This window comes from Micromonospora sp. NPDC005299 (genome assembly GCF_042872345.1).
Classification (GTDB): domain Bacteria; phylum Actinomycetota; class Actinomycetes; order Mycobacteriales; family Micromonosporaceae; genus Micromonospora.
This window is the reverse complement of sequence record NZ_JBIAKG010000011.1, coordinates 152,043-174,679: the sequence shown is the minus strand read 5'-3', so window position 1 is coordinate 174,679 and position 22,637 is coordinate 152,043. Positions and strand designations below refer to the sequence as shown.

Here is a 22,637-nt window from a genome sequence, read left to right as displayed (position 1 = left end):
GGATCGGTCCGGGCTCGTCCGGCTCCGTTCGCCTCGGTGGCTCCCGCGCGTGGCTCCCAGACTGTCAGCTTGGGAATTGCACAACATGGCTTCGAGGTGCGGCGTTTCCCCTGCCCGGCTCGGCCCTGGGCGGTTCCACGTGCCCCCGGTGACACCGGCTTGTGGCCCGTAGCTGGCCCCGCCAGGTGTGCGTTCGGCGCATCCGACCCAAATGACTGCACTAAACCAGTAAGCCGATCCGCGGTGCTGTCAAGTCGTCCTCTCGTCGTAATCACCTGGTGACCGTCGATGCTCACGCTGAAGGGATGCGACGGACGGGGATGCTGGGACTGATCTGCGCGTTGGTGCTGGCAGGGCTGACCGGCTGCACCCCTGCCACCGAGGGCGCGGTCGGGGTACGGCTGGACGCCGACGGCCGGCTGGTCGGGGTGTTCGACTGGTGCCGGGGCAAGGCGGGGACCGACGGGATCGCCCTCTACCTCAGCATGGACGACGGCCATGTCACCGACAAGGTGATCCAGCTCGAGCGGGATCCCGGCCGCAGCGCCCGCACCGCAGAGGAAGTCGTGCTGCTCGACCCGGCGGCCGGCTGGCAGACGAAGCTGGCACCGCCCGCGTTAGACGATGACCAGATTTACGACCTAAGTGCGTGGAACAAGGACATCGGCGCGGTGAGGGACTTCCCGTTCCGGATCAGCGAGCTGCGCGGCCGGACCGGCTCCGACATGATCCTCACCAAGCGGTTGGAGGGTGGGGAGCACGGCGGCTACGTCGCCGCGTTCCATACGCCCGAGGACTTCGCCCGCTACGCCGACACGGTGTGCGACGGCTGAAGAGGCCGCACCTGGCCGCTGGCGTCCGCCGGTATCCAGCGCTGCCCACCACGATCGCCGCCGTGCCCCGCCGCAGCACCACCGAATGAAGCGGGTGAAGGCCAAACACCAGATCACCACCCATGGCGCTGACCGACAAGAGAAGCTTCAGGTCTTCAACGTGCCCGCATGCCAGCCGCGCCAGAAGTCGGCCAGGTTGGTCGCGAGCGGATAGGCCACGGCGTCGATCGGATCCCAGATGAACACGTGGCCGCTGCCGCTGGTGGAGACGCAGAACGGGGAGCCGGTGCCATCGTCACCGAAGCCGACCAACTGTCGCCGGATTCCCGCTTCCTGGGCCCACGCTTCCTGGTTGCGCTTGATCACCTCGTCCAGAGGCCAGCACACGAACCATTGGCCGGCTTTGTCGAACACGCCGTCGGTGGCGAGATAGAGAGCTCGTAGGTCGGCTGGAAGATCGACGCCCAGCAGCGACTCGACCTGCGCGACGGCAGCGACGGAAGACGGTGGCTTCAGCGCGTAGGCGTCGTCGCTTAGCAGCACTTGCCGCCAGCCGGCAGGGTTCACAGCATCACGATGCCACAGCGACCAGCGACCAGCGACAGACCGACCGGGCTGCTCATGGGCGAGTAGCAGCATGCCCATGACCTACCATCGGCTCCGATCACCAGACCTATTCGATCTCGACCTCACGTCAAGCGTCCTGCGACGCCGTTTCGGGCGGGTTCACTCGACCGACTGTGACGCTGCGCCACGCGCCGTCAGCGGCAGATCAGTGCGGGGCGCGCGATACCGTCCGTCGCTCATACCAGAATCGCCGGAATTCTTGCTTCCTCGTAGGCGGCGTTAGCCGAGCTCGATTTCCACCAGCGGGCTTCCGGCAATCCAGCTCTCCAAGCTTCCGGCCCAGTCCAAGGCCGGGACGATCTCGCCGAAAACGAGTGCCCGTTCGTCAGGGTTGGTCACGGGGCGGCCCCGCACCTGAAGATCCACGTCGGCCAGATGCAGCGTGAACTCAGGATGCGCGAGCACTTGGCGTACCAGTCGCGCGAGCCCGGGCTCCCCGTGAGCCAGTAGCGGCCACAGGCTCGATAACGCCATGTCTCGATTCTCCTCGACTGCCAGTGAGGATGTAGGGGCGGGGTCACCCGGTTGGGTGTGACTCTCCGACTGACCGACGTTGCTGTCCTGCTGCGGATTCGTTGACTTGGCCGGGTGACCCCGTTCCTGCACGTCACTGGCAGGGGCGTCGTGACCTGATAGGAGCCTGTGCAAGAGGCCCCGCCACTGTCCTGTCCGCCCGTCCCAGCAGTGCGTGCCGACCCTGTTCGGTGCAAGCGAAAGGGACGACGGTTCCAGCATGGCAGCCAGGAAGCGCAAGGTCACCGGTGGCGTCGATACTCAACGCAGAACTCATCACGCCGCCGTGGTGGACCAGACCGGGCGGAAGCTCGGTGATCAACAGTTCCCCGCCACCGCAGTGGGTTATCCGCAGCTGCTGGCCTGGCTGCGTGCCTTTGGCACGGTGGTGAAGGTCGGTGTCGAGGGCACCGGCGCCTACGGGGCGGGCCTGGCCCGTTACCTGACCAGCCAGAAGATCACCGTGGTCGAGGTCGATACTAACACTCATATATTCGTATGTTTGATCACGGCAGAGTGAGCAGTTGTCAGCCCCAGCGCGAGGCACCAGAACCCAGCCAGTTCGCGCGGGCGCGCGCAGTCGACGGTCAACGACCACTGCTCGGACATCGCCACACCATAGGCCGCCAAACGTCACACCGGCGGCCGAGCGAGTTCGGTCCTGTTACGCACATTCACCCGTATGCGGCTCTGCACTCCATGCCGTACCCCGACACCGATGGTCCGGCGCCCTCTTCAAGCACCGTCCAGCAGGGGCGCACTAGCGCAAGTCGCGGGTACCGGACGGCGGTCGTCTTTGTTGAGATCACCTCACTGGCCGTCTGACGCCTCGGCCGCCTCGGTCTCTCGCCGCGGCTCACCAGCGGCATGCTTGCCCCGCTTCTTCGGCTTGAACAGGGACGTGACCCCCGCGCCGACGGTCCCGGCCGCACCGGCGATCGCCCCACCGACTCCCTTCACGGCGGTCAGCGCCTGAGGCTCGTCAGGAACTCCATCGCCATCGAGGTCGACGCTTCGGAAGGGTCGGGTTACGCTGCCGGCTGCGTTCGCCACCCAGTTGCCCGTAGCTTTGGCCGCGTCCTCGAGCGCCACAAGCGCCCGGTTTGGCTCATCCTCTTCTTCTTCCGCCGTGACATTGATCGGCACTGTGAGGTGATCGGGGAAGTCCGTTGGCGCCTCGGCGAATGCCGTCTTCGCCGCCTCGATGACCTCGCGACCAAAAACGAACCGAGCGACACCGCCGGCAACGGCGCCGACGCCGTACTCGACTGCTGCCTGCTGCCTACCGCTCAAGCCGGAGCGCACGGTCTCCAACCGACCCGTCTGAACGGTCCGGATCAGGTCTTGTGCCGCGCCCCCTGGAAGGCTGTCTGCAAGAGTGTTCGCCCAATGCGACCAGTCTTTGCGGCCGGAGGCGATGGTGTGGCCGACGCTGACGATGCCGTCCGTCGACGCGCTCGCGAGGTCGGTGGCCATGGTTGCAATCTGCTTCTGGCTGACGCGTTCGTTGGACAGGAGGTAGACGAGAGCGTGGGCCTGGTCCCGGTCGAGAGCCATGCCGTGAATGTCGGCGATCGCGAGGGCGAAGATCGCGGTGATCTCGAACTGAAGTTGCTCATCACCAGCCGGAAGGAGTGCGGCGACCCTTTGGGCGCCTGTCTTCGCGGCGTTGAGCGCCAGGCCTTTCGCGGCCCTTTTCGCCACCTCCTTGCCGGCCTTCTTCGCTACCTCCTTGCCGGCCTTCTTCGCAGCCTGGGCGCTCACAGTCTTGGCAGCCGTAGCGGCGCCGCCGCCCGGGATCAGCGCGATCCCGACGGCAGCGGCAATCGAGCCGGCAGTGACGATGCCCCCGGCGACGGTGATCGCTGCGACGTAGTGACGCTCAAGCATCGTGATGACCTCGGCAGGAGTCGCGTCGGGATTCCGCCTCCGCACCCGCTTCACGTACTTGCGGGCGATCGCGTGCCGGGCGCTCACCGCTTTCGCGATCTCACGCTCGGCGTCTTCGTTGGGGAGTTCCGCTTCCAGAGTGATGTTCTCGACGTCAGTCACAGGATCGTCTCCCCCGTCGTTCAGGTATTCGTCGGCGCCGGCCCAGCTGCGCGAGTCTAGTTAGCGGACCGTGTCGTAGGCGACCCCGAACACCTCGTCGGCGCTCATCGCCGACAACTCAGCTCCGCCGCCCGCTGCCGGTGGTGGTCACAGACCGCCTCGCAACCGCCGCCGCCGCACCGGCCGGCGCTGGACTTCCTCACCGACGCAAGCGCCCGGTCGGCGGCCCATCTGTCACCGCCGCCGGTCGCCTGTCAGACCCACCTGATCTGACAGGCATTCCGCAACCCTTGCTGCACGGCCGTGACACGGGCTGACATCGCAGGTCAGCACCGCTTCCGGACCGGGACGGGGCAAGGGGCGCTGACAGATCGGGCCGCTACCGTATCGGCCAACACCATCCCCACATCTCGCTACATCCGGTTCGGTCCCCCCAGGGATCCCCCCGCCGCACCAACAGCGGTATGCGATGCCCACCCGCTTCGGCCGGTCGGCACACCTCCCGCGCGGCGGCCCCTCGAGGTCGACCAGCCACTCGCACCACTGCGTATTCATCTCTCCGTTCGCCTGAAGCCGACCCGCGTGCCCCGTGGGCCGGTCATCCCTGCGCGCCCACGCGCAAGTCCATCGAAGGAGGATCAGCGTGTCCCCTGTCAACGGCACTCCGCTAACCCGCCATGGCAGCCGCGTGCCCGCCGTCCCCGCACGACCGACCTCAGCGAGGGCCACCCCGCCGTCAGGGCCCCGACCGTCCGCCACCCGGGCGGCCACCACCGCGTCGCGGCCGATCGTCACGCCAGCCCCGAGCATCGCCACGATGGTGATCTGCCTGCCCGAGGAGCTGCCCGCCGCAGCGCTCACGAGCCACCACCTCGACACACACTTCGGTGTCACCGGCACCCTCACGGCCCTGTTCTGGGCGGCGCCGCGGCTGCGGCTCTGGCAGCACCACCTCATGATCGGGCTGCGCAAGGGTTGCCCTGCGCCGTGCGCGGGCGGGCCGGTGCGGCTGCTCGACCTGGCCGGTATGCGCCAGGCCGCCGCCGTAGGCGCCGGCATCCGCCACCAGGTCTGGCAGCAGGTGGTGCATGGCACCAGATCGGCAACCCCCTGGCCGGTGTTCGAAACCCGCCACCTCACCGACCCCGACCACTACCCCCTCGAGTCCGCGGTCGCTGACTTTCACGCCCAGCCCCGCGTACAGGCCATGCGTCTGCACGCCGCCACCCTCGGTCCCGGGCAGCCCTCCGTCGGGGAGCTGGAGATGTACCAGGCGGGTGAAGTCGCCTACCAGCACTACCGGGCCGCGAGTGCCGTCGCCGGCGATGCGCTGCTCACCGCCGACGGCCGCAGGCTCGCCCCGGCCAGCGATGCCCTCGCTCACCGCATCACGTACCTGGAGCAGGCCCTGGCCCACCTTGATTCCCTTGGCCCAGATCAGCGGCTGCTCGCCGTCGCTCTCTAGTACGGGACAGGCCGCCGACCTCACTGTCATCTGAGGGACCCGACCGCCGCCCATTGTCTGACGCTGCCGCTGTCGGCCGCATCGGCTATTGAGCTGCGGACCGCTGCCGCTCCCCCGGGCCGGCTGAGTCCAACCGATCTCGCATCACCTCTGGCCTGCCTCTGCCCCGGCCGGCGCGTCATCCGCCAGGGGCGGTGGCCGCGTGCCGGCCAGCGGGCCGTGGGGAGGCGGCCGGCACGCGGCCACCGCCAGCGCCCCGGGCTCGGGGCCCTCTCTGAGCCGAGGCCGGCGACAGGCCGCTGTTTCCTCTTCCACATGCCATTCGAGAGCCGCTCCGTCACGACACACCGACTGTGCACCGCCTCGAGACGTGTGCCGCGCTGGCAGGAGCCACCTTGCTCAGCCACTCACTCCACCATCTCGCGGCGTGCCACTTCGGGGGTGTCGGAGCGGTTGTTCGGAAGCCGGGAGACGCCCAGGCAGCGAGAAGGCAGCGCGCGTCGCCGTAACCAAGCGCCGGCACGAACGAAGCTCCGAGCGTGGAGCCGTTGCTGGACGGGTGCGGACCCAACGCACAGAGCTCTTGTCAGTGAGGCCTCGTCCTGGTGGTCAGGAGCGGGCTGCGAGGCCGTCGCGCTCCTCGGAGGTCATCTCTTGATAGGCGTTCCAGAAGGTATGGAACGGCGCTGTCAGCTCCGCTCCGTAGGTGTTGCTGGAAGCTGCCTGGCGGAGGGTGAGTTGGCCTTCTTGGACTGCGGTGGCCATCTCGCGCAGCAGCGGGTTGTTGCTGCGGGCGAGTTGGCCCAGGACCTGGCGCAGGGCTTGTCCGCGCTTCTCGTCGCCGCCGGTGATGTCGTCCGGATCGTCCACGCCGTTCACGCCAGCGCCCCGGCAAGGGGGTGGTCGTAGCGACCGCCGTCCGGGAGCGCGGGGAGGGCGACGGTGTCGAGGTCGCTGAGTTCGCGGGTGAGGGCGGCCCGGAACACAAGGACGGCAGCGGAGATCTGTTGGCAGAGTTTGGTCGCTTCGCCCCAGAGCCGGAACATGTTCGCGACTTCGGCGGCGGCGACGCCGTAGCCGACGAGCGCGCCGACGCCGGTTTCGGAGGTGACGGTGCCGGCGGCAGCGGCGATGCCGGCGATGATGGCGGCGTCAATGAGGCTCTTGACGACACCGCCGAGGGCTTCACCGGCGGACCAGACGGCGTCGGCCATCTCCCGGTATGCCGTGCTGATGGCGGACATGGGGGTGTGGAGGTCGGCGGTGGCGTTGGCCGCGGTGGTGAAGTAGCGGAACGCTCCGTCGCCGGCGACGCCGTGCCAGAGGGGGCGCAGGGTGGTGGTGCCGGACTGGATGTTGTAGGCCAGGTCGTGCAGGGCGCCGCCGATGTTGTCGACGACGGGCGCCATGTTGGCCAGGGCTTCCCAGTCCCCGGAGACCTGGCTTTGGATCCTGCCGATGGGGTCGAAGCCGAAGACGTGGTTGAAGACCTCGTTGAGCCAGTTCGCGGGGCTGATGTAGTCCATCCAGCCCAGCGGGTTCGCGGGCTTGTCCGGGTCGCCCGGGGTGTCGAGGTGGCCGCGGACATCTCGGACGTCGACGAAGTTGGCCGGAGCGCAGGGGTTGTTCGCCAGTTCCAGTTCCAGGGCGGTGATGCAGCGGTCGACCGCCGGCGGCAGGGTGCGGTCGAGGCGCTCGGCGTTGGCCAGGTCGGTGCTGCGGTAGTAGCCGGCGGCGGCCCGCAGTTCGGGGGCGGAGTTCTCGAGGAGGCAGGCGAGCCGGTTCAGGGTGCCGTTGATGACCTTCACCGCGTGTTCGTGCGCCTCTTTGGCGATCTTGATTTGTTCGCCTCCGGTCGCGACGTCGGCGTGCCGGTTGAGGTAGGCGCGGATCTCCCACACGTCTGCGGCGGCGCGGTCGACCTGGCCGGCAAAGCCGATCAGCGCTGCCGGCTCGACCGACAGTGTCATCTGCGCCGCCCTAGTTGGTGAGGAACATGCCGGTCACGCCCATCACGGCCAGGACGACGGCGGCGGCGAGGACGTAGAGCCGCGGACGCGGTTCCCGGACGAAGTAGGTGGCCAGGCCGAACGCGCCGCTGAGGATCGACACGGCATACCACGGGAAGCTCGTCGGTGTGGCCTGGCCGATGAACAGCATCCACATGGCGACGACGGCGACGAAGACGGTGGCGTAGGCGATCGTCTGCCGCAGGTTCCGGTAGGCGGTGTGCTGCAACCGGCCGACGGACTCCCGGTAGTCCTCCACGGCCGCAGCCCGTTCCTCGTCGCTGACCTGCCGCCGCTTGTTGCGGCTTCCAGATCCCCGGCCCCCACTCATGCCGCAGAAGATACCAACGGCCGTCACGCCACCGCTGCCCTGCGTAACGCCGACGGGTCATGTCGACCACGAGCCACCTGCCAATTCACACACGGTGTTCCCGTGCGGGCTTGGCGGCAGTCCGCGCTGACGGCGAGCGCCCCGCGCAAGAACCGTCGTCGCCTCCGGCCGGCTGGCGGCTTCGGCGCCTTCCACCGCCAACGCCTCGCTCTCGCCGGATCCCGCCACACGGCGGCCGGCTGGCCGCACCAAGCCCTCTGGCCTGTCCCGAGATGCGGTCCATGCACTTGATCACCGCCGCCTTCGAAGGGTGGATCAGTGCGCGGACCTCGACCCGAATCGAACGATGAAAGGACCACTGGCATGACCGACACGCACACGGAAAGCCCTCCCGCGCACAGCGCGATACAGGTCCTCGCGGCGCTGGCCGAACTCGGCCAGGCCACCGCCGCCGAAGTCGCCGAGCACGCCGGACTCGGCTACTCCACCACCACGCCGAAGCTGCGCGCCTGGGAAGGCTCCGGGCAGGCCGAGCGAGTGCGCACCGGCGACGGCCGCACCCTGTGGCGGCTCACCGACGCCGGCCGCGCCGCCACCACCGCCACCCCGCAGCCAGCGGCGGCCGACGCACCCGCACCGGCCACCGACCCCGAGGGTGCCCAGCTTGACGCTGCCGAGGCGCAGCTCCAGCCCGGTGACGCCGACCCGTCGACCGCAGCCGACACCACCGGCCCGCCCGACAGCTCTCCTGCCTCCCAGCGGGAGCCCGAGCCGGAAGTACCGGACGCCGGGGAGTTCACCGCCGGCAACGTTGCGGACAAGGCAACCGACCCGGCGTGCCAGACGCCGGCAGGTAGCCACGACGGCGGCGACGGTCCGCGCGGCGAGGACCGCTCAACGGCGGCGCGCCGGAAGGGCGGGTCGCTGCGCGGTGCGGTCCTGGACATCCTCGAAGCACACCCAGACCGGGCCTACAGGACCGGCGAGTTGTGCAAGCTCATCGACGCCGCGAACGCCGGCACGGGCGCCGCCAAGGCCAGCGCCGGTGCGGTCGCCAACGCGGCCATCAAGCTCGTCGCCTGCGGCAAGGCGGTGCAGACCGTCGAGCGTCCCGCCACCTTCCAGCTCGCCCCCGCCAGCGGCGGCGAGTAGCCCACCTGTCCGGCAGCCCGAGGGCGGGCGTGGAAGTTTGGCGACTTACGCCCGCCCCCGGTGCTCCTTCCAATCAAGGAGCGTCCCGAGTGTCTCCCACCCTGAACACGATCGCTACCGCCACCGGCGGCATCCTCGCCGGCCTCGCCTTCGCCGGAGCCCTGCTCTGGCGGCAGCAGCAAGCCCTGCAGACGGCCCGCTACCAGGCCACCCACGACGACATCACCGACCTGCCCAACCGGCGGCTGTTCCTCACCCGGCTGCGTGCCGCGCTAGCCGACCGCACGCCGGTCGGCGTGGTGCTGCTCGACCTGGACCGGTTCAAGACCGTCAACGACACCCTCGGCCACGACGCCGGTAACGATCTGCTCGAACGGATCGCACGGCTCCTGGCCGGCCTGCCCGCGCCGGTGCAGCTCGCGGCCCGGCTCTCGGGCGACGAGTTCGCCCTGCTCGTGTCCGGCGACCGGGACGACACCGCCGCTGCGGCCCACGCGGCCTGGCAGGTCATCGCCGCCGCTCCGATCCGCGTGGTCAACGGCAACCTCCGAATGGCCGCCTCGGTCGGCCACACCCACAGCGGTAACCGGCACACCAGCCCCCGGCAGCTGCTCGCCGAAGCCGACACCGCCATGTACCAGGCCAAGCGCTCTGGTAGCGGCGTGTGTGAGCACCACCCCCGCGCCGCCGCACCTAAGGGGCGCAGCCGCGACCGCCACTACCGCTGACCACCGGGCGCCCGGCCCGCGCGCCGCCGGCCGAAATCCACAGCGGCCGCCGCGCCCACCAGTGCCGGACCGCCGCGGTCGGCTGACCCGGGTCTGCGCCGGCCGCGCAGAACACCGGTCCCCCGCCCACCAGTGGGCCCGTTCCTGATGCCGAGGACCCCGCAGCCGCCGGCTGTGGGGTCCTCCCCTTTCCCGCTCGATGACAAGGAGACCCTTGTGTTGTCCTTCGCCGCTGTCCACACCCTCGCCGGATGCCTGCTGGCCGTCGACGCCGACGCCGACGCGCTGGACTGGGGCCGGCCCGTGACGCTGCTGCTCATCCACGACCGGCCCCTGATCACCGACGGGCCGACGCCGGTACGCCAGATGCGCAGCGTGGAGTTCCCGCTGCACCGCGACGACCTGGCCACCGACCCGGCCGGGCTGCCGACGCTGCTGCACCGCCTCGCCGCCAACCTCGACGAGCCAGAGGCGGCGGTGCCCTACCGGGCCACCCTCGACACCATCGTCCGGCTGATCCGCGCGACGCAGCCCGACGTGCGGCTGCTGGCCTGGGCGGCCTGCTACGACGACGTCTTCACCGTCGGCGGCCTGCCGAGGCAGGTCCGCCGCATCGACGCCGTCGACACCGACGGCCGCGTCTACCAACTCACCCACCACCTGGGTGAGGACCACCCGGCGCTGGTCGTCGACGACACCCCCGACCCGGACGACACTCCCGCCACCCAGCCCGGACTGGCCGCGCTGGTGGCCGCCACCGCCCGCCACCCGCACTGGAGCACGGCGGGAGGCACGGCATGACCGGGCAGCGGCCGCCTGACACCGACCCCGACGAGCCGATCTTCACCGTGTGCGGGCCCGACGGTGCGTCCATCCGCTGCCGCGTTTGCGGTGCGGTCGACCAGATCGTCTCCGACGAGGTGCCGTCCATGGCCGGCTACGGCGAGGACACCTACACCCGGTGCACCCGCTGCGGATCCGTCGAGACCACCGACCCGATTTTCGGCTGGCGCCCCCGGCCCGCCACCTGGCCGCCCCGCCCTGACGACGGCCAGCCCTGACCGGACGGCGCCATCAGCTTCGCCCATCCCACGCGCCCGGCATGGCCATACCAGCGGGCGTCGAGACGCGTGAGCAGTGCTCGCGCCAGCCGCGGCAGGCCTGTCCGGGCCTCCCCCACCACCCGCATGCGCCCGCCCGCCGCAAGGCGGGCGGGCGCACCCCATTTCACTCGCCTCTCGCTGAAGGAGTCCTGTCCCGTGAGCAGCCACTGCTACGTCGGCATCACCGAACCCGACCGCCCGCGCCTCGCGCACGCCCGCTTCGTGCTCTGCGACGGCCACCCGAGCGTCATCCTGCCCAGCCTGGCCGCGATCTGGGCCGGGCATGCCCGCTACGACACTCGTGCGTTGGTCACCGCAATCCTCGCCTGCGACTGGGAGTGCCTCGACCCGGACATCACCGCCGCCACCCAGTCCGGGTTCGCCGGCCAGCACCCGGTGCCGGGCGTCGGCATGACGCTGGCCTCCACCTGCGCCGACGGGACGGTGGACGTGCTGGAACCGGTCACCGTGTTCCCGTTGAGTCACGCCCGGCACCTCGACGTCGAATGGATCTACCTGCTCGACTCGGCCGCCGCCACGATCGCCGTGCACACCGACGACGGCAGCCTCGTCGCCCGGTACCCCCTGTCGGGGTGCCTGCCCCGGCCCGCCGCCGCGAACCGGTGCGTGGAAGAGCTCAGCCGCACGGCAGCGGCGGCGGGAGCGTCGCGGTGAACGCCCGCGCCCTCGCCGCCCTCGCCGGTGGGGTGGTCGCGGTGGTGGTGCTGTGCGCGGGCGGGATCGGCGCGTTGTTCACCGGCGGCATCGCGTCGGCAGCCTGCCACGGGGCCGTCGACGCCGGGTCCACCATCGCCGTGTCTCCGCCCGCGGCGGGCACCGCCGGGTGGAACAGCGACCAGGTGGTCAACGCCGCCGTGATCGTCGCCGTCGGCGCGGACCTGAAGGTTCCGCCTCGGGGCTGGGTCATCGCGTTGGCCGCCGCCATGCAGGAGTCGACCCTGCGCAACCTGCCCGGCGGGGACCGCGACTCGGTCGGGCTGTTCCAGCAGCGCCCGTCGCAGGGCTGGGGCACCCCTGCCCAACTACGGGACCCGCGCTACGCGGCCGGGAGGTTCTATCAGGCGCTGCTGGCCGTCGACGGCTGGCAGGCCATGGCGCTGACCGACGCCGCCCAGGCGGTGCAGCGATCCGCCTACCCCAGCGCCTACGCCCGCTGGGAGGACGACGCGATCGCCCTGGTCCGCGTCCTGACCGGCGGCACCCCTGCCGGGCCGGTTGCCGCCGATCTGGAGCAGGCCATGAGCAATCCGCTGTGCCTGTTCGACGGCGGCGACGGCCAACCCGGCGGCGAGCAGGTGCCGCTACCGGCAGGGTTCACCCTGCCTGCGGGCGCCCCGGCGCAGGTGGTGACAGCGGTCGGCTGGGCCCTCGCCCAGCTCGGCACTCCCTACACCTTCGGCGGGGACTGCACCGCGCCCCACTCCAGTGTTCCCGCCCGCCAGTGCGACTGTTCCTCCCTTGTGCAGCAGGCGTACCGCGCTGCGGGAGTCTCCCTGCCCCGGACTACCGGCGAGCAGGTGGACGCGGGCCAGCCTGTCACCGACTACCGGGACCTGCGGCCCGGGGACCTGCTGTTCATCCCCGGCAGCCGCGGCAGCGCGGCCCGCCCTGGCCACGTCGGCATGTACCTGGGCCAAGGGCTGATCGTGCAGGCCCCGCACAGCGGCGACGTCGTCAAGATCACCCGCCTGTCCGGGTGGGCGGAGCAGCTCGCCGCCGTGCGCCGCGTCGTGATCTGACCGTCCGCGACACCGCGGATCCCTCAGTGGCGCAGCCGGGTGTTCCGGACCGCCACCACTTCTGACCTCCACCACACCGAGAGGACATCACCGTGAGCACAATCAACAACAACGACGCCGAGGACGCTGTGAGCTACCAGCCGGGCGACCGCGTCGCGCTGGAGCGCACCAGCGACCCGCACACCGGGCTGCGGCCGGGCGAGGAGGGCACGGTGCGCCGCTACGACCCGCGCCAGCAGGTGCTGGACGTGCGGTGGGACAGCGGCTCCCAGCTGGCGATGCTGCTCGGCGCAGGCGACCGCGTGCGTCGCCTCCCCGATGACGGTTGGGAACGGGTGCTCGACGCGCTGCGCACCGCCGGACGGGCCGCCGGGCGGGACGCCGCCGCATGGTGGGCGCAGGACACCATCGGCGGGCGGGCCAGCGGCGACGTGGAGGCGACCGCCCGGGAGATCCTCACCGCCATCGAAGCGGGTCTGGACATTGACGGGCTGCCGGCCGCCGACCGGTTCATCCTGGCTGACGACGCCGGCCGGTACGCCGAGCATGCCCCGCCTGGCGCGCCGGCCTGGGAGCGGCTCACCGCGCGGCAGAGTGATCAGGCGCGGTGGGCGTGGTGCGACGGGTACGACGGCGCCGCCGAAGCCGAGGCGGCCCGGCAGTGCCGCGTGGTCCTGCACCCCGACGGCGACGACCGGGACCTGCGCCACGTGTACCCGGACCGGGTGCGGCTGGGCGGGCCGGGCGTGTTCGCCGGCGACTGGGCGTGGACCCCCAACGAGCACGGGGAGCTGCGCATCCCGGTCGGGTTCGTCGGGACCCTGGTCGACACGTGGAACGGATGGGCGGTGTTCACCTGCACCCGGGAGGTGGCCGAGGCGATCGTCGCCGACCAGCACGATGCGCGCGACCGCTATCGGCAGCACGTCGCCGCCACTGGCATCACCGGGGAGCGCCAGGAGCAGATGGTCGACGAGTCCATGGCCCGCCTGCGCTTCGACGGCGACGTCATCGTGGCCGACGACACCCGGGTGTACGACGATCCGGAGGCCATCGACCGCATCACGCCCGACGCAGACGGCCGGTACACCGTGATGGGCCGCGCCTGGACCTGGATCGCCGTGCACCCCTATGACTGCGACCGCATCGCCGGTCACATCCCCCACCCGCCCGCACCCGAGGCCTAACGCCGTCCGACACCAACCCCGACACCGAAAGGACCACGCAATGCTCGACAACGACGAGTTCGGCGAGTACGCCCACGAGGAGATCCTCCAAGCCCTCGTCCGGAGCCTGCTGACCAGCGCCGACCTGGATCAGCTCTGCGACGAGGCCGACCTGCCCGAGCTCACCCACGACGACGGCACGCCGGTGACCGTCACTTCCGCCCGCGTCTACCGCGACGCCGGCGTCATGACCCTCGACCGTGGCGTGTGGCTGGAGCTGTCCGACGGCAGCGTCTTCGGCCTGACGGTGAGCATCGCCCGCCGCCCCCGCCACGAGGTCACCCTCCGCCGGAGGTAGGCCCTCACCGCCGGATCGACTTGATCGATCCGGGATTGGGTGCGTTCCTTGTCGTCGCCCACCGCCGGTGGCGGCGACACCACCACCCGGCAGCCCTCCCTGGGATGCCCTTCGAGCACCTCAGGGAGTTGCTGCCCGGCCCCTGCCCTGGGGGCTGTCCCAGTACCTGCTCGTCTCCGCCGCGCGGACACCACACCACCGCCCGCGCATCCGGAGACGGGTGCGCGGGCCCCTATGACAGGAGGACCCGCATGGACCCTGCAACCCCACCCGACCCGAGCGACCCCACCACGCATCCAGCCGACGGCCGCCGGCCCGGCTACCTCTACCGGCAGGTCGCCGCTCACCTCGCCGCGCACCCCGATCAGGTGTTCAAGGTCGGGGAACTCACCACGGCGATCTCCGCCCCCTCCACCGGGGCGGTGTTCGAAGCGTTGAAGAAGATGGCGGCGGCCGGATACGCCACCCACACCACCGACCCGCACCGCTTCCAGATCACCCAGGCCGGTGTCGACGCCGCCGGGACCATGCCACCGCCCGCCCCGCGTACACCCCGCCAAGGACGTCGCGGGGCGGGTCGGCGCCAGCCGGTCACACGCCCCAACGGGGACCTCTATTTCCCGCGCAAGCTCGCGGGGGCAACCGATGTGGACGTACTGCGACGGCTACGCGAAAAGCGTATACCGGTTCTGCTCTACGGCCCGCCCGGCACCGGCAAGACCGCCCTGGTCGAGGCCGCATTCCCTGACCTGCTCACCGTCGCCGGCACCGGCGACACCGTCGTGGAGGACTTCCTCGGCAACTTCATCCCCCTCCCCGACGGCGGCTTCGAGTTCGTCTACGGGCCCCTCGTGACGGCTATGCGCGAGGGGCGGGCGTTGCTGGTCGACGACGCCACCCTCATCCCGCCGAAGGTCCTCGCCGTGCTCTACCCCGCGATGGACGGACGGCGGGTCATCACCATCCCCGGCTACCGCAACGAACGCGTCGACGCCGCCGACGGCTTCTACGTCATCGCCGGCCACAACCCGGGCGTGCACGGCGCCATCCTCACCGAAGCCCTCGCCTCCCGGTTCGACGTGCACATCGAGGTCACCACCGACTGGGACCTCGCCCGCCATCTCGGCGTCCCCTCCCCCGCCGTGGCCGCCGCCGTCGCCCTCAACGGTGACCTGGCCGCTGGGCGGGTCAGTTGGGCGCCGCAACTGCGGGAGCTGCTCGGCTTCGCCCGCGTCCGCAAAACCCTCGGCCTGCCCGCCGCGGCCGCCAACCTCGCCGGCCGCGCACCCGAGGAGGACCGGGAGCAGGTTCTCGCCGCGCTGCGGCAGCACGTCGGCACCGAGATCACCCCGCTGACCCTCGGCAAGCAGCGCTAACCCCTGGATGGAGCACTGATGCCTCAACCACATCACCTGCAGCCCGCCGCGACTTCGCCCACTGGCGGCGACCCGGCTTGGCAGGAGTGGAGCGACGCCTGGACACGGCACGTCCCGGTCCTGACCGGCCGCACCGACCTGACCGTCACCGTCGCCCCCGGCGCCGGCGGCGGCGCACCCGCCTGCTTCTACCCCGCGACCGGTCGCATCGAGGTCGACGCCGCCCATATCGGCGCTCCCGATGTCGCGAACCCGCGCCGCGCCGGCCACAAGCGCCTTGTTCCGACCGCATATGGGCTGCTCGTTCACGAAGCCGCCCACGCCGTCCACAGCCAGTGGAGCACCCCGCCCGGCACTCCACCGGTCGTCGCCGCCGTCGCCGAACTGCTCGAGGAGTCCCGCATCGAGAACCGGCACCGCGCCCGCCGCCGGGCGGACCGGCGGTGGCTGCGCCACACCGTCACCACCCTGGTCAGCCCCGCCGACGCCCCCGTCGACGACCCGTGGCACGCAGGCCAGCTCGCCGGGCTGCTGCTGGCCCGGGTCGACGCCCGCATCATCACCGCCAAAGACATCAGAGGTGTCCGCGCCGCCGTCACCACCATCCTCGGCCGCAAAAGGCTGCTGCAGCTACGCGACGTGTGGCGCGAGGCCCACATCACTGGGGACACCGACGCCGACGCGATGATCGACCTGGCGTGGCGGTGGTGCCAAATCCTCGGCATCGACCCGCGCCGCCAACCCGACACCCCCACCGTCGACGCGGGCGTCTTCGCCGGTGTGCTCGCCCAGGCCCTGGAGGACTACCTCGCCCACACCGCGGGCCTCACCGGCGCACAGTATCGGGCGCAGCAGCTCACCGCCCGGTTCTCCGCGCCCACCACCTGGTCGCTCCGCGACCCCACCGACGCCGAACGCGCCGCCGCCCGCACCCTCGCCGCCCGACTACGGCGGGCCCGCACCCACCAGCCCGAACCTGAGGCCCGCCCCAGCGTCACCCCGCCGGGACGGCTGCGCACCCGCCACGCCATCACCGCGAAGGCGCAGATCGCCGCCGGCGCCATGCCGACGGCTACCCCGTGGCAGCGCCGCGCTCAGGTGCCGCCGCCGAAGCCGACACTGCACCTCGGGGTCATCGTCGACGCCTCCTTCTCCATGCATCCCTGGGCGGCGCCGATGTCGTCGGCCGGGTGGATCCTCGCCCACGCCGCCCGCGCCAATCAGGCGGTTACCGCCACCATCGCCTTCGGCAGCGACGTCACCCTGCTCGTCCCACCCCGCCAGCACCCTCAGCAGGTCCTCGAGCTGCGGGCCGACGGCGGCAGTACGGCGTTCACCGACGCGGTGAAGCTCGCCGACGAGCTGCTGCAGCTGCGCCAGCCCGGCCGGCTGCGGATGCTCACCGTCGTCTCCGACGGCGACCTCCCCGACATCGAACCCGCCCAACAGCTGATCACCACCCTGCACCGGACCGGCTGCGCCGTGCTGTGGCTGCGCCCCGCCGACCTGCCCGGGCACACCTTCACCGACACCAGCACCCTCACCGTGGCCGACCCCGTGCAGGCCATAGGGCACATCGCCAACGCCGCGGTCACCGCCCTCGAGCGCGCCTGACACCTGGCGGCAGCCCGACACCGGCCGGGCCGAACCGCGCCACGCACAGGGCCTGGATGTTGCCGCGCCTCAGCGGCTGGCCAGCAGGCCCGCAGAAACCAGCCCCCGCACCTCCATCGCTGTTGCCGGATACCGGCGCGACATTCGCGCACCCCGGCACGGGCGATCGACCCTGCGCGACTTCATCTCACCAACGACAGGAGACACCCATGACCGACTTCAACCGGCTGCCGGTCGGCTCACCAGCCGACCTGCTCACCGCCGTGCCGTACCTGCTGGGCTTCCACCCCACCGACAGCCTCGTCACCGTCGGCGTCGCCGGCACCCGGGTCGTCGTTGCCGGCCGCGCCGACCTTCCCGAACCCTCCCACGTCGCCACCTGGATCGAGGGCATGGCCCGGTCGCAGATCCGCCTGCTGCGCCACTCCGACGCCACCCGCGTCATCGTGATCGGCTACGGGCCCGCCACCGCCGTCACCCCGGTCATGGACGCCCTGACCCCACGCCTCACCGCCGCGGGCCTCGACATCCTCGACGCCCTGCGAGTCACCGACGGCCGCTACTACTCCTACCTCTGCCAGGACCCCGCCTGCTGCCCCACCGACGGGACGCCCTTCGACCCCCACCGCAGCGACGTCACGATGCACGCCATCGTCGCCGGCTGCCGACCCCTGCCCGATCGGGCGGCGCTCGTCGCCAGCATCGCCCCCACCGGCGGGGCAGCCCGCGTCGCCGTCAGCCGCGCCACCGTCGCCGCCCGCGCCCGCCGCCGCGCGCTGCTCGCCACAGCCGGACACGACGGCCTGGTCCGCGCCGGCGTCAACGCGGTAACCGTCGCGCTCGCCCGCTACCGCGACGAGCAGGTCGTCCACGACGACGAGCTGGCCTGGCTGACCGTCCTGCTAACCGACCCGGTGATCCGCGACGCCGCCTGGCAGGTCAGCGACGACTGGCAGGTGCCCATGTGGACCGATATCACTCGCCGGGCCCACCCGCCCCTCGCGGCGGCGCCGGCCAGCCTGCTCGCCTTCACCGCCTGGCGATGCGGCGAAGGCGCCCTGGCGTCCGTCGCCGTGGACCGTGCCCTCGCCGCCGACCCCGACTACAGCCTCGCGCATGTGATCGATCAAGCGCTACGCGCCGGGCTTCCCCCGTCCGTGCTGGATGGCTGGCCCCACATCGACCAGCCCCCGTTCTGACCGCCGGGAGAAACGCCGATGCTGCCATTCCTCGACTTCGTGTCCCGGCTCCTGCACGACCACGGCTATGCCTTCGAGCCGGAACAGATCGCCGACGTTTGCGCCCACCACCCGGACGAGGTGTGCGCGCTGCTCGCCGCAGCGGGCACCATCGCCGCTAGCAGCGCGCAGATCGCCGTCCTGACCGACGCCACCAACGCGCTCGCCGCCACCCGTACGCACCGCGGCACACGCCCATCGCTGCGGGAACGGCTCGACCGCGTCGGGGAGGCGCTATCCACCGCCCTCGCCCGCCACGACAAGGCCACCACAGCTCTTCACCGCGCCTGTGAGTCCCTCATCCACACGTGCACTGACCTGGTATCGATTCTCAATCCCAGCACCGCTGAGCGCAACAGGCAGACCGGCCGCGATGCGAGGCACTGACGGCGCGCCACGGCGTCGTTCACCGAATGGCCGCGATCCGCAGGCCGGGGACCAGCACCACCACCGCCGGCTGACCGACCTCGCGTGCCGGTGCCTTGCCCAACCACACCCACGCTCAGAAAAGGGCGCTACTGCCATGGCCCTGCACCTCTACTTCGACCTGACCCAGACGCTACGGCTGGCGGAACACGCGGTCGCCGCCACCGACCAGGCACCCTCGTTCACCGAGCACGAAGACGGCATCGCATGCCCCGGCGCGCTGGTCTGGGTCCACGACCACGGCGTCTACCTGATGTCCAGCGGCCTGCCGCGCCTCGGGGACCCGAACCGGCCCGGCAGCAGCCTCGTCGTCTACGCCCACGGCTGGAACCCCGACACCGGCGGCCACCGCCGCGACCCGGATCTCGGCGGCGACGACTTCGCCGAGCACCTGCACCTCACCGACCAGCCCACCCCGCTGATCACCACCCTGCGCACCGCCGCAGCCGCCGGCTACTCGTGGCTGCACCTGACCGTGCGCTCCGACACCTACGAGGTCCGGGTCACCCGGATCCGCCCCCAGTCCTGACACCAGCCGACGGTCCCGCCGCCCGCCAGGGCGGCGGGACCCTTCCCGTTCTCGAGGAGCAACCTGCGATGACCACGCCTCAGACGACGACGTCACCACCGACCCTGGAATCCGTCCTACTCGACGCCTGGAACATGTTCCACCCGGACCAGCCCGCACCACTGGGATGGCTCACCCACACCACCGCCCAGATCCACGCTCACCTGCACCACCAACACACCCCGCCGCAGACCCAGCCGCCCGCCGCCGACACGTACGCACTGGCCCACTTCCGCCGCGAGGTGTGGCGATCCCTGTGCGAGGCCGCCAGTACCCACGACATCGACGCCGACGCTGCAGACCGTGTGCTGAGCGCACTGGACCTGCCAGCACTGCCCCGCCGCTGGCAGGTCCGCCTCACCTTGTCCGTCCTCCTCGAGGTCACCGCTACCGGCCGTGAGGACGCCTTCGACACCGCCGAAGCAGCCGTCGAAACCGCCCTCACCGCCGCAGAGGTGGGAGCGCGGTTCGAGTGGGACGGCAGCGAGCGCGACCATGCCGACCCCGGCGATGTCGACACGGCCACCGACGAACCAGCCGAGCTGAGGTGAGCGCACGGTCCGAGGCTTGATCGTCACTCGGCTCGGGGCACACACGGCCGCCGTTCTGTACCCGCGGCATCTGCTGCTTCGCCGCACACGACCACACCACCGCCCACAGGCACGACGCCGCCGAGCTGAACACGGCCGCGCCTGTGCGCAGCCCTTGACGATGAAGTTGCAGAACACCGCAGGCCGCGTGACGTTGTTGTCCACGGGCACCAGACTCGAACTCGGTCAGGCTGACCGCTAGCTGCAACGGCGCTGAGACCTCACCGGCTACGTAGTCGGCCGGTCGGCCTGCCAGGAGCGCGGCAGATAGAGCCGGACTTCCAGAAGATCGCTATGTGCGAGACGATTGATCGCTTCACTCGCCCCTACCTCATCCAGAATCGCGGCGTCTGGCACTACCTCCCATGCCACCTGCTGGGCGATCCCCGGGCCGGCCATCCCACTCGCCGAAGGGCTGGAGTCGAGGGCTGCCAAGTGCCTCTGGGCCGGCACCGCGCGCTCCGTCGTGCCCCTTGCTTCCTTACGTTCTGCGAGATCCGCCCGATGCTTCTGCCAATCCATGATCATCTGGAGGATCCGCTCGGCCACCACCAGGGCCCCTACCGAGTAGCCGACGGGCTTCACGTCGCCCGCGAGCGTGGTCAAGACAGCTTCGAGAGGGCTGGCAATCTTGAGCTGACGTACGCGCGGCTCCGGAGCGACTGATGCGACGTAGGACCGGTAGAGAGTCAGTCTGCTCTCGGGGTCGATGGATCCGTCAGTCTTAACCTCGACGAAGATCGTGTCGCTCTCGGCGGCGTCAATTGAGTCGACTCCAGCCACAGGACGCAGGAGCGTGGCGCCACCCCCGCCTTCGTCCATCTCCTCCTCTTCAACGTCGTGCAGCAGCGACCTTGCCGTATCCCCTACGCCGCTAGCGTCGGCCAACACCGAGAGGTGCGCAGCGAAGAGCCACACAGTGCTGACATCGTTCAGATACCGAACGACATCATCAAGTAGTGGCACGGGCCCAAGATCAGCACGGACGTGCAGCTCAGGCGCAGGAGGCTGGTCGGGCAGAGGCTCAGGCATGAGCGAGATTAGAGCACAGGCAACCCCTGCGTCATGCGCCTTGAGAGACGAGCGGTTCTCGCACTCTGCGGAGTCGGTCTAACTCGATATCCTGCATGAATCATCGACTTCAACCGGGCGACACAGTCCCGGTGTGCGCGGAGGGCGAACCGAGCAGAGATGCGGCTACAGCTCAAGCAGGAGTGGACGCTCGGCAAGCCCATCGGACAGGGCGGGTTCGGCAGTGTGCTGGAGGCAACCTCCGAGGAGACGGCTGACGCCGTAGCCAAGCTCATCCCGAAGGAACCCGGCGCCGAGCGGGAGTTGCTCTTCGCCGATCTCTCCGGCGCTCGTAACGTCGTACCCATCCTGGACAGCGGTGAGACCGCAGACAGCTGGGTTCTCGTCATGCCGAGGGCCACCCGGTCCCTCCGGCAGCACATCGAGAGTGCCCAGGGCCGCCTTCCCCTACACGAAGCGCTGGTGATTCTGTCCGACATCGCGACCGCGCTCACCGACCTGCACAACAGGGTCGTTCACCGGGATCTCAAGCCGGAGAACGTCCTCCTCCTCGGCGGTCGCTGGTGCCTGGCTGACTTCGGGATCTCCCGATATGCGGAGGCCTCTACGGCCCCGGACACGCGGAAGTACATGATGACCTACCAGTACGCGGCGCCTGAGCAGTGGCGGGAAGAGCGGGCTACCTCTGCCACCGATGTCTATGCTCTAGGCATCATCGGCTACGAACTGCTTGCCGGGAACCGCCCCTTCCGCGGACCGAGCACCCACAACTTCCGAGACCAGCACCTGCACAACCACCCCGACCCGATCAGCGGAGTGCCGCTTGCGGTCGCAGCACTGGTTGAGGAGTGCCTGTACAAGGCAGCCCAAGCTCGACCGACCCCTCCGAACATCCTTGCCCGTCTAGCTCGCGCTTCCGAAACGACGCCGTCGGCTGGCCTCGCCCAACTTCAACAGGCGAACCTGTCGGAGGTCAATCGGATCAGCGAGGAAGCACGAGCTGCATCGGAAGCACAGTCTGAGGAAGAACGCAGGGAGGAGCTGGCCGGGTCGGCGGGGCTCGCCCTGACCAGGATGACGGACTATCTGAAGGACGCAATCCTGGCGAACGCCCCGACTGCAAGCTTCCAGTCGCACCGACGAGGCGGGGCCGGCTGGAACATCATGCTCAACGGCGCCACCCTGAAGTTCACTTCGCCTGTCACCGAGCAGCGTTACCCATGGGGGCAGCGGTCGATCCCATCCATCGACGTGGTCGCCTCAGCAGAGTTGAGCGTGTCGGTACCGGAGAACCGCCAGGGCTATGGGGGGAGAAGTCACTCCCTCTGGTTCTGCGACGCCCAGACCGTGGGCGAGTACCAGTGGTACGAGACGGCCTTCATGGATAGCCCACTGATGAACCGACTGAGTCGGACGGTGGACCCCTACGCGCTCAGTCCCGGCAGCGAAGCAGCCGGGGCGATCGGCCCCGGAATCATGACGGTACAGGTGGCGTGGCCCTTCACCCCGCTATCCATCGACGCCATCGACGACTTCGTTGATCGTTGGGCCGGGTGGTTTGCCGCAGCCGCTCAAGGGAGCCTGTGGCGTCCAGGGACGATGCCGGAGAAGCCAACGCAGGGCACGTGGCGACAGCACTGAAATCCTGCCATCGGTTCGCCAAGACCCCTCCGCTGACGTGGGAGCGGTGAGGCTT

General features: G+C 70.3%; 25 protein-coding genes. 18 read left to right on the top strand and 7 right to left on the bottom strand.

Features of this window, described 5'->3' with window-relative positions; all coding sequences use genetic code 11:
• The first annotated feature begins 305 nt into the window (after positions 1–305).
• Entirely contained in the window at positions 306–833 is a 528-nt protein-coding gene (locus ACFYPD_RS27105) for a hypothetical protein (RefSeq protein ID WP_387119182.1), read from the top strand.
• 147 nt (positions 834–980) lie between these two features.
• On the opposite strand, the gene ACFYPD_RS27100 is transcribed toward ACFYPD_RS27105, so the two are convergent.
• Positions 981–1,472, bottom strand: coding sequence for an SMI1/KNR4 family protein (locus ACFYPD_RS27100; RefSeq protein WP_387119179.1), 492 nt, complete (start codon positions 1,470–1,472; stop codon positions 981–983).
• Between the two features lie 207 nt (positions 1,473–1,679).
• Positions 1,680–1,934: a hypothetical protein gene (locus ACFYPD_RS27095; RefSeq protein ID WP_387119177.1), complete on the bottom strand. Its 255-nt coding sequence runs from the start codon at positions 1,932–1,934 to the stop codon at positions 1,680–1,682.
• A gap of 214 nt (positions 1,935–2,148) precedes the next feature.
• Here ACFYPD_RS27095 and ACFYPD_RS27090 point away from each other — a divergent pair, with 214 nt between their 5' ends.
• Positions 2,149–2,493: a transposase gene (locus ACFYPD_RS27090; RefSeq protein WP_387119174.1), complete on the top strand. Its 345-nt coding sequence runs from the start codon at positions 2,149–2,151 to the stop codon at positions 2,491–2,493.
• Between the two features lie 290 nt (positions 2,494–2,783).
• On the opposite strand, the gene ACFYPD_RS27085 is transcribed toward ACFYPD_RS27090, so the two are convergent.
• Positions 2,784–4,025, bottom strand: coding sequence for a hypothetical protein (locus ACFYPD_RS27085; protein ID WP_387119171.1), 1,242 nt, complete (start codon positions 4,023–4,025; stop codon positions 2,784–2,786).
• An 817-nt stretch (positions 4,026–4,842) separates the two neighbouring features.
• Between ACFYPD_RS27085 and ACFYPD_RS27080 the strand changes: the two genes are divergently transcribed.
• Positions 4,843–5,490 carry a hypothetical protein gene (locus tag ACFYPD_RS27080; protein ID WP_387119168.1) on the top strand — a complete coding sequence of 216 codons (648 nt, stop codon included), beginning with the start codon at positions 4,843–4,845 and terminating at the stop codon, positions 5,488–5,490.
• 609 nt (positions 5,491–6,099) lie between these two features.
• Here ACFYPD_RS27080 and ACFYPD_RS27075 read toward each other — a convergent pair.
• From ACFYPD_RS27075 to ACFYPD_RS27065, 3 genes are read right to left on the bottom strand one after another with little or no spacing between them, the layout of a single operon-like run.
• The gene (locus ACFYPD_RS27075; protein ID WP_387119166.1) at positions 6,100–6,360 is read right to left on the bottom strand and encodes a hypothetical protein; all 261 of its coding nucleotides are present in this window, start codon (positions 6,358–6,360) and stop codon (positions 6,100–6,102) included.
• Between the two features lie 5 nt (positions 6,361–6,365).
• Complete coding sequence (locus ACFYPD_RS27070) at positions 6,366–7,460, bottom strand: WXG100 family type VII secretion target (protein ID WP_387119163.1); 1,095 nt, start codon at positions 7,458–7,460, stop codon at positions 6,366–6,368.
• A gap of 10 nt (positions 7,461–7,470) precedes the next feature.
• Positions 7,471–7,830: a hypothetical protein gene (locus tag ACFYPD_RS27065; protein WP_387119160.1), complete on the bottom strand. Its 360-nt coding sequence runs from the start codon at positions 7,828–7,830 to the stop codon at positions 7,471–7,473.
• Between the two features lie 363 nt (positions 7,831–8,193).
• Between ACFYPD_RS27065 and ACFYPD_RS27060 the strand changes: the two genes are divergently transcribed.
• The 14 genes from ACFYPD_RS27060 (at position 8,194) to ACFYPD_RS26995 (ending at position 19,870) form a co-directional block, all read left to right on the top strand.
• The gene (locus ACFYPD_RS27060; protein ID WP_387119158.1) at positions 8,194–8,982 is read left to right on the top strand and encodes a MarR family transcriptional regulator; all 789 of its coding nucleotides are present in this window, start codon (positions 8,194–8,196) and stop codon (positions 8,980–8,982) included.
• An 89-nt stretch (positions 8,983–9,071) separates the two neighbouring features.
• Complete coding sequence (locus tag ACFYPD_RS27055) at positions 9,072–9,710, top strand: diguanylate cyclase domain-containing protein (protein WP_387119155.1); 639 nt, start codon at positions 9,072–9,074, stop codon at positions 9,708–9,710.
• A gap of 216 nt (positions 9,711–9,926) precedes the next feature.
• A complete protein-coding gene (locus tag ACFYPD_RS27050) occupies positions 9,927–10,511 on the top strand; it encodes a hypothetical protein (protein ID WP_387119152.1) in 585 nt (194 codons plus the stop codon).
• Entirely contained in the window at positions 10,508–10,771 is a 264-nt protein-coding gene (locus tag ACFYPD_RS27045) for a hypothetical protein (RefSeq protein ID WP_387119149.1), read from the top strand. The genes ACFYPD_RS27050 and ACFYPD_RS27045 overlap by 4 nt, the downstream gene beginning before the upstream one ends.
• A 198-nt stretch (positions 10,772–10,969) precedes the next feature.
• Positions 10,970–11,488, top strand: a complete 519-nt coding sequence (locus tag ACFYPD_RS27040) for a hypothetical protein (RefSeq protein ID WP_387119146.1) — start codon at positions 10,970–10,972, stop codon at positions 11,486–11,488.
• Positions 11,485–12,573, top strand: coding sequence for a C40 family peptidase (locus ACFYPD_RS27035; RefSeq protein ID WP_387119143.1), 1,089 nt, complete (start codon positions 11,485–11,487; stop codon positions 12,571–12,573). The genes ACFYPD_RS27040 and ACFYPD_RS27035 overlap by 4 nt, the downstream gene beginning before the upstream one ends.
• A 92-nt stretch (positions 12,574–12,665) precedes the next feature.
• A complete protein-coding gene (locus ACFYPD_RS27030; protein ID WP_387119140.1) occupies positions 12,666–13,760 on the top strand; it encodes a DUF4314 domain-containing protein in 1,095 nt (364 codons plus the stop codon).
• 40 nt (positions 13,761–13,800) lie between these two features.
• A complete protein-coding gene (locus ACFYPD_RS27025; protein ID WP_387119137.1) occupies positions 13,801–14,097 on the top strand; it encodes a hypothetical protein in 297 nt (98 codons plus the stop codon).
• A 251-nt stretch (positions 14,098–14,348) separates the two neighbouring features.
• Entirely contained in the window at positions 14,349–15,473 is a 1,125-nt protein-coding gene (locus tag ACFYPD_RS27020) for an AAA family ATPase (protein ID WP_387119134.1), read from the top strand.
• 18 nt (positions 15,474–15,491) lie between these two features.
• Positions 15,492–17,087: a VWA domain-containing protein gene (locus ACFYPD_RS27015; RefSeq protein ID WP_387119131.1), complete on the top strand. Its 1,596-nt coding sequence runs from the start codon at positions 15,492–15,494 to the stop codon at positions 17,085–17,087.
• 209 nt (positions 17,088–17,296) lie between these two features.
• Complete coding sequence (locus tag ACFYPD_RS27010; RefSeq protein WP_387119128.1) at positions 17,297–18,286, top strand: DUF4192 domain-containing protein; 990 nt, start codon at positions 17,297–17,299, stop codon at positions 18,284–18,286.
• An 18-nt stretch (positions 18,287–18,304) separates the two neighbouring features.
• Complete coding sequence (locus ACFYPD_RS27005) at positions 18,305–18,712, top strand: hypothetical protein (protein WP_387119125.1); 408 nt, start codon at positions 18,305–18,307, stop codon at positions 18,710–18,712.
• A gap of 136 nt (positions 18,713–18,848) precedes the next feature.
• Positions 18,849–19,280 carry a DUF3085 domain-containing protein gene (locus tag ACFYPD_RS27000; protein ID WP_387119122.1) on the top strand — a complete coding sequence of 144 codons (432 nt, stop codon included), beginning with the start codon at positions 18,849–18,851 and terminating at the stop codon, positions 19,278–19,280.
• A gap of 68 nt (positions 19,281–19,348) precedes the next feature.
• Positions 19,349–19,870 carry a hypothetical protein gene (locus ACFYPD_RS26995; protein WP_387119119.1) on the top strand — a complete coding sequence of 174 codons (522 nt, stop codon included), beginning with the start codon at positions 19,349–19,351 and terminating at the stop codon, positions 19,868–19,870.
• Positions 19,871–20,137: 267 nt separating this feature from the next.
• Here the strand turns inward: ACFYPD_RS26995 and ACFYPD_RS26990 are convergent, their stop codons facing one another.
• Positions 20,138–20,941, bottom strand: a complete 804-nt coding sequence (locus ACFYPD_RS26990) for a hypothetical protein (RefSeq protein ID WP_387119116.1) — start codon at positions 20,939–20,941, stop codon at positions 20,138–20,140.
• A gap of 159 nt (positions 20,942–21,100) precedes the next feature.
• Here ACFYPD_RS26990 and ACFYPD_RS26985 point away from each other — a divergent pair, with 159 nt between their 5' ends.
• On the top strand, positions 21,101–22,582 hold the full coding sequence (locus ACFYPD_RS26985; protein WP_387119113.1) for a serine/threonine-protein kinase: 1,482 nt from the start codon (positions 21,101–21,103) through the stop codon (positions 22,580–22,582).
• Positions 22,583–22,637: the final 55 nt, after the last annotated feature.

Bases quoted from the DNA above. Each gene is read 5' to 3' on its own strand.
- ACFYPD_RS27105 (WP_387119182.1), top strand. From the start codon at position 306: ATGCGACGGACGGGGATGCTGGGACTGATCTGCGCGTTGGTGCTGGCA.
- ACFYPD_RS27100 (WP_387119179.1), bottom strand. From the start codon at position 1,472: ATGCTGCTACTCGCCCATGAGCAGCCCGGTCGGTCTGTCGCTGGTCGC.
- ACFYPD_RS27095 (WP_387119177.1), bottom strand. From the start codon at position 1,934: ATGGCGTTATCGAGCCTGTGGCCGCTACTGGCTCACGGGGAGCCCGGG.
- ACFYPD_RS27080 (WP_387119168.1), top strand. From the start codon at position 4,843: ATGGTGATCTGCCTGCCCGAGGAGCTGCCCGCCGCAGCGCTCACGAGC.
- ACFYPD_RS27070 (WP_387119163.1), bottom strand. From the start codon at position 7,460: ATGACACTGTCGGTCGAGCCGGCAGCGCTGATCGGCTTTGCCGGCCAG.
- ACFYPD_RS27065 (WP_387119160.1), bottom strand. From the start codon at position 7,830: ATGAGTGGGGGCCGGGGATCTGGAAGCCGCAACAAGCGGCGGCAGGTC.
- ACFYPD_RS27060 (WP_387119158.1), top strand. From the start codon at position 8,194: ATGACCGACACGCACACGGAAAGCCCTCCCGCGCACAGCGCGATACAG.
- ACFYPD_RS27045 (WP_387119149.1), top strand. From the start codon at position 10,508: ATGACCGGGCAGCGGCCGCCTGACACCGACCCCGACGAGCCGATCTTC.
- ACFYPD_RS27025 (WP_387119137.1), top strand. From the start codon at position 13,801: ATGCTCGACAACGACGAGTTCGGCGAGTACGCCCACGAGGAGATCCTC.
- ACFYPD_RS27020 (WP_387119134.1), top strand. From the start codon at position 14,349: ATGGACCCTGCAACCCCACCCGACCCGAGCGACCCCACCACGCATCCA.
- ACFYPD_RS27015 (WP_387119131.1), top strand. From the start codon at position 15,492: ATGCCTCAACCACATCACCTGCAGCCCGCCGCGACTTCGCCCACTGGC.
- ACFYPD_RS27010 (WP_387119128.1), top strand. From the start codon at position 17,297: ATGACCGACTTCAACCGGCTGCCGGTCGGCTCACCAGCCGACCTGCTC.
- ACFYPD_RS27005 (WP_387119125.1), top strand. From the start codon at position 18,305: ATGCTGCCATTCCTCGACTTCGTGTCCCGGCTCCTGCACGACCACGGC.
- ACFYPD_RS27000 (WP_387119122.1), top strand. From the start codon at position 18,849: ATGGCCCTGCACCTCTACTTCGACCTGACCCAGACGCTACGGCTGGCG.
- ACFYPD_RS26995 (WP_387119119.1), top strand. From the start codon at position 19,349: ATGACCACGCCTCAGACGACGACGTCACCACCGACCCTGGAATCCGTC.
- ACFYPD_RS26990 (WP_387119116.1), bottom strand. From the start codon at position 20,941: ATGCCTGAGCCTCTGCCCGACCAGCCTCCTGCGCCTGAGCTGCACGTC.
- ACFYPD_RS26985 (WP_387119113.1), top strand. From the start codon at position 21,101: ATGCGGCTACAGCTCAAGCAGGAGTGGACGCTCGGCAAGCCCATCGGA.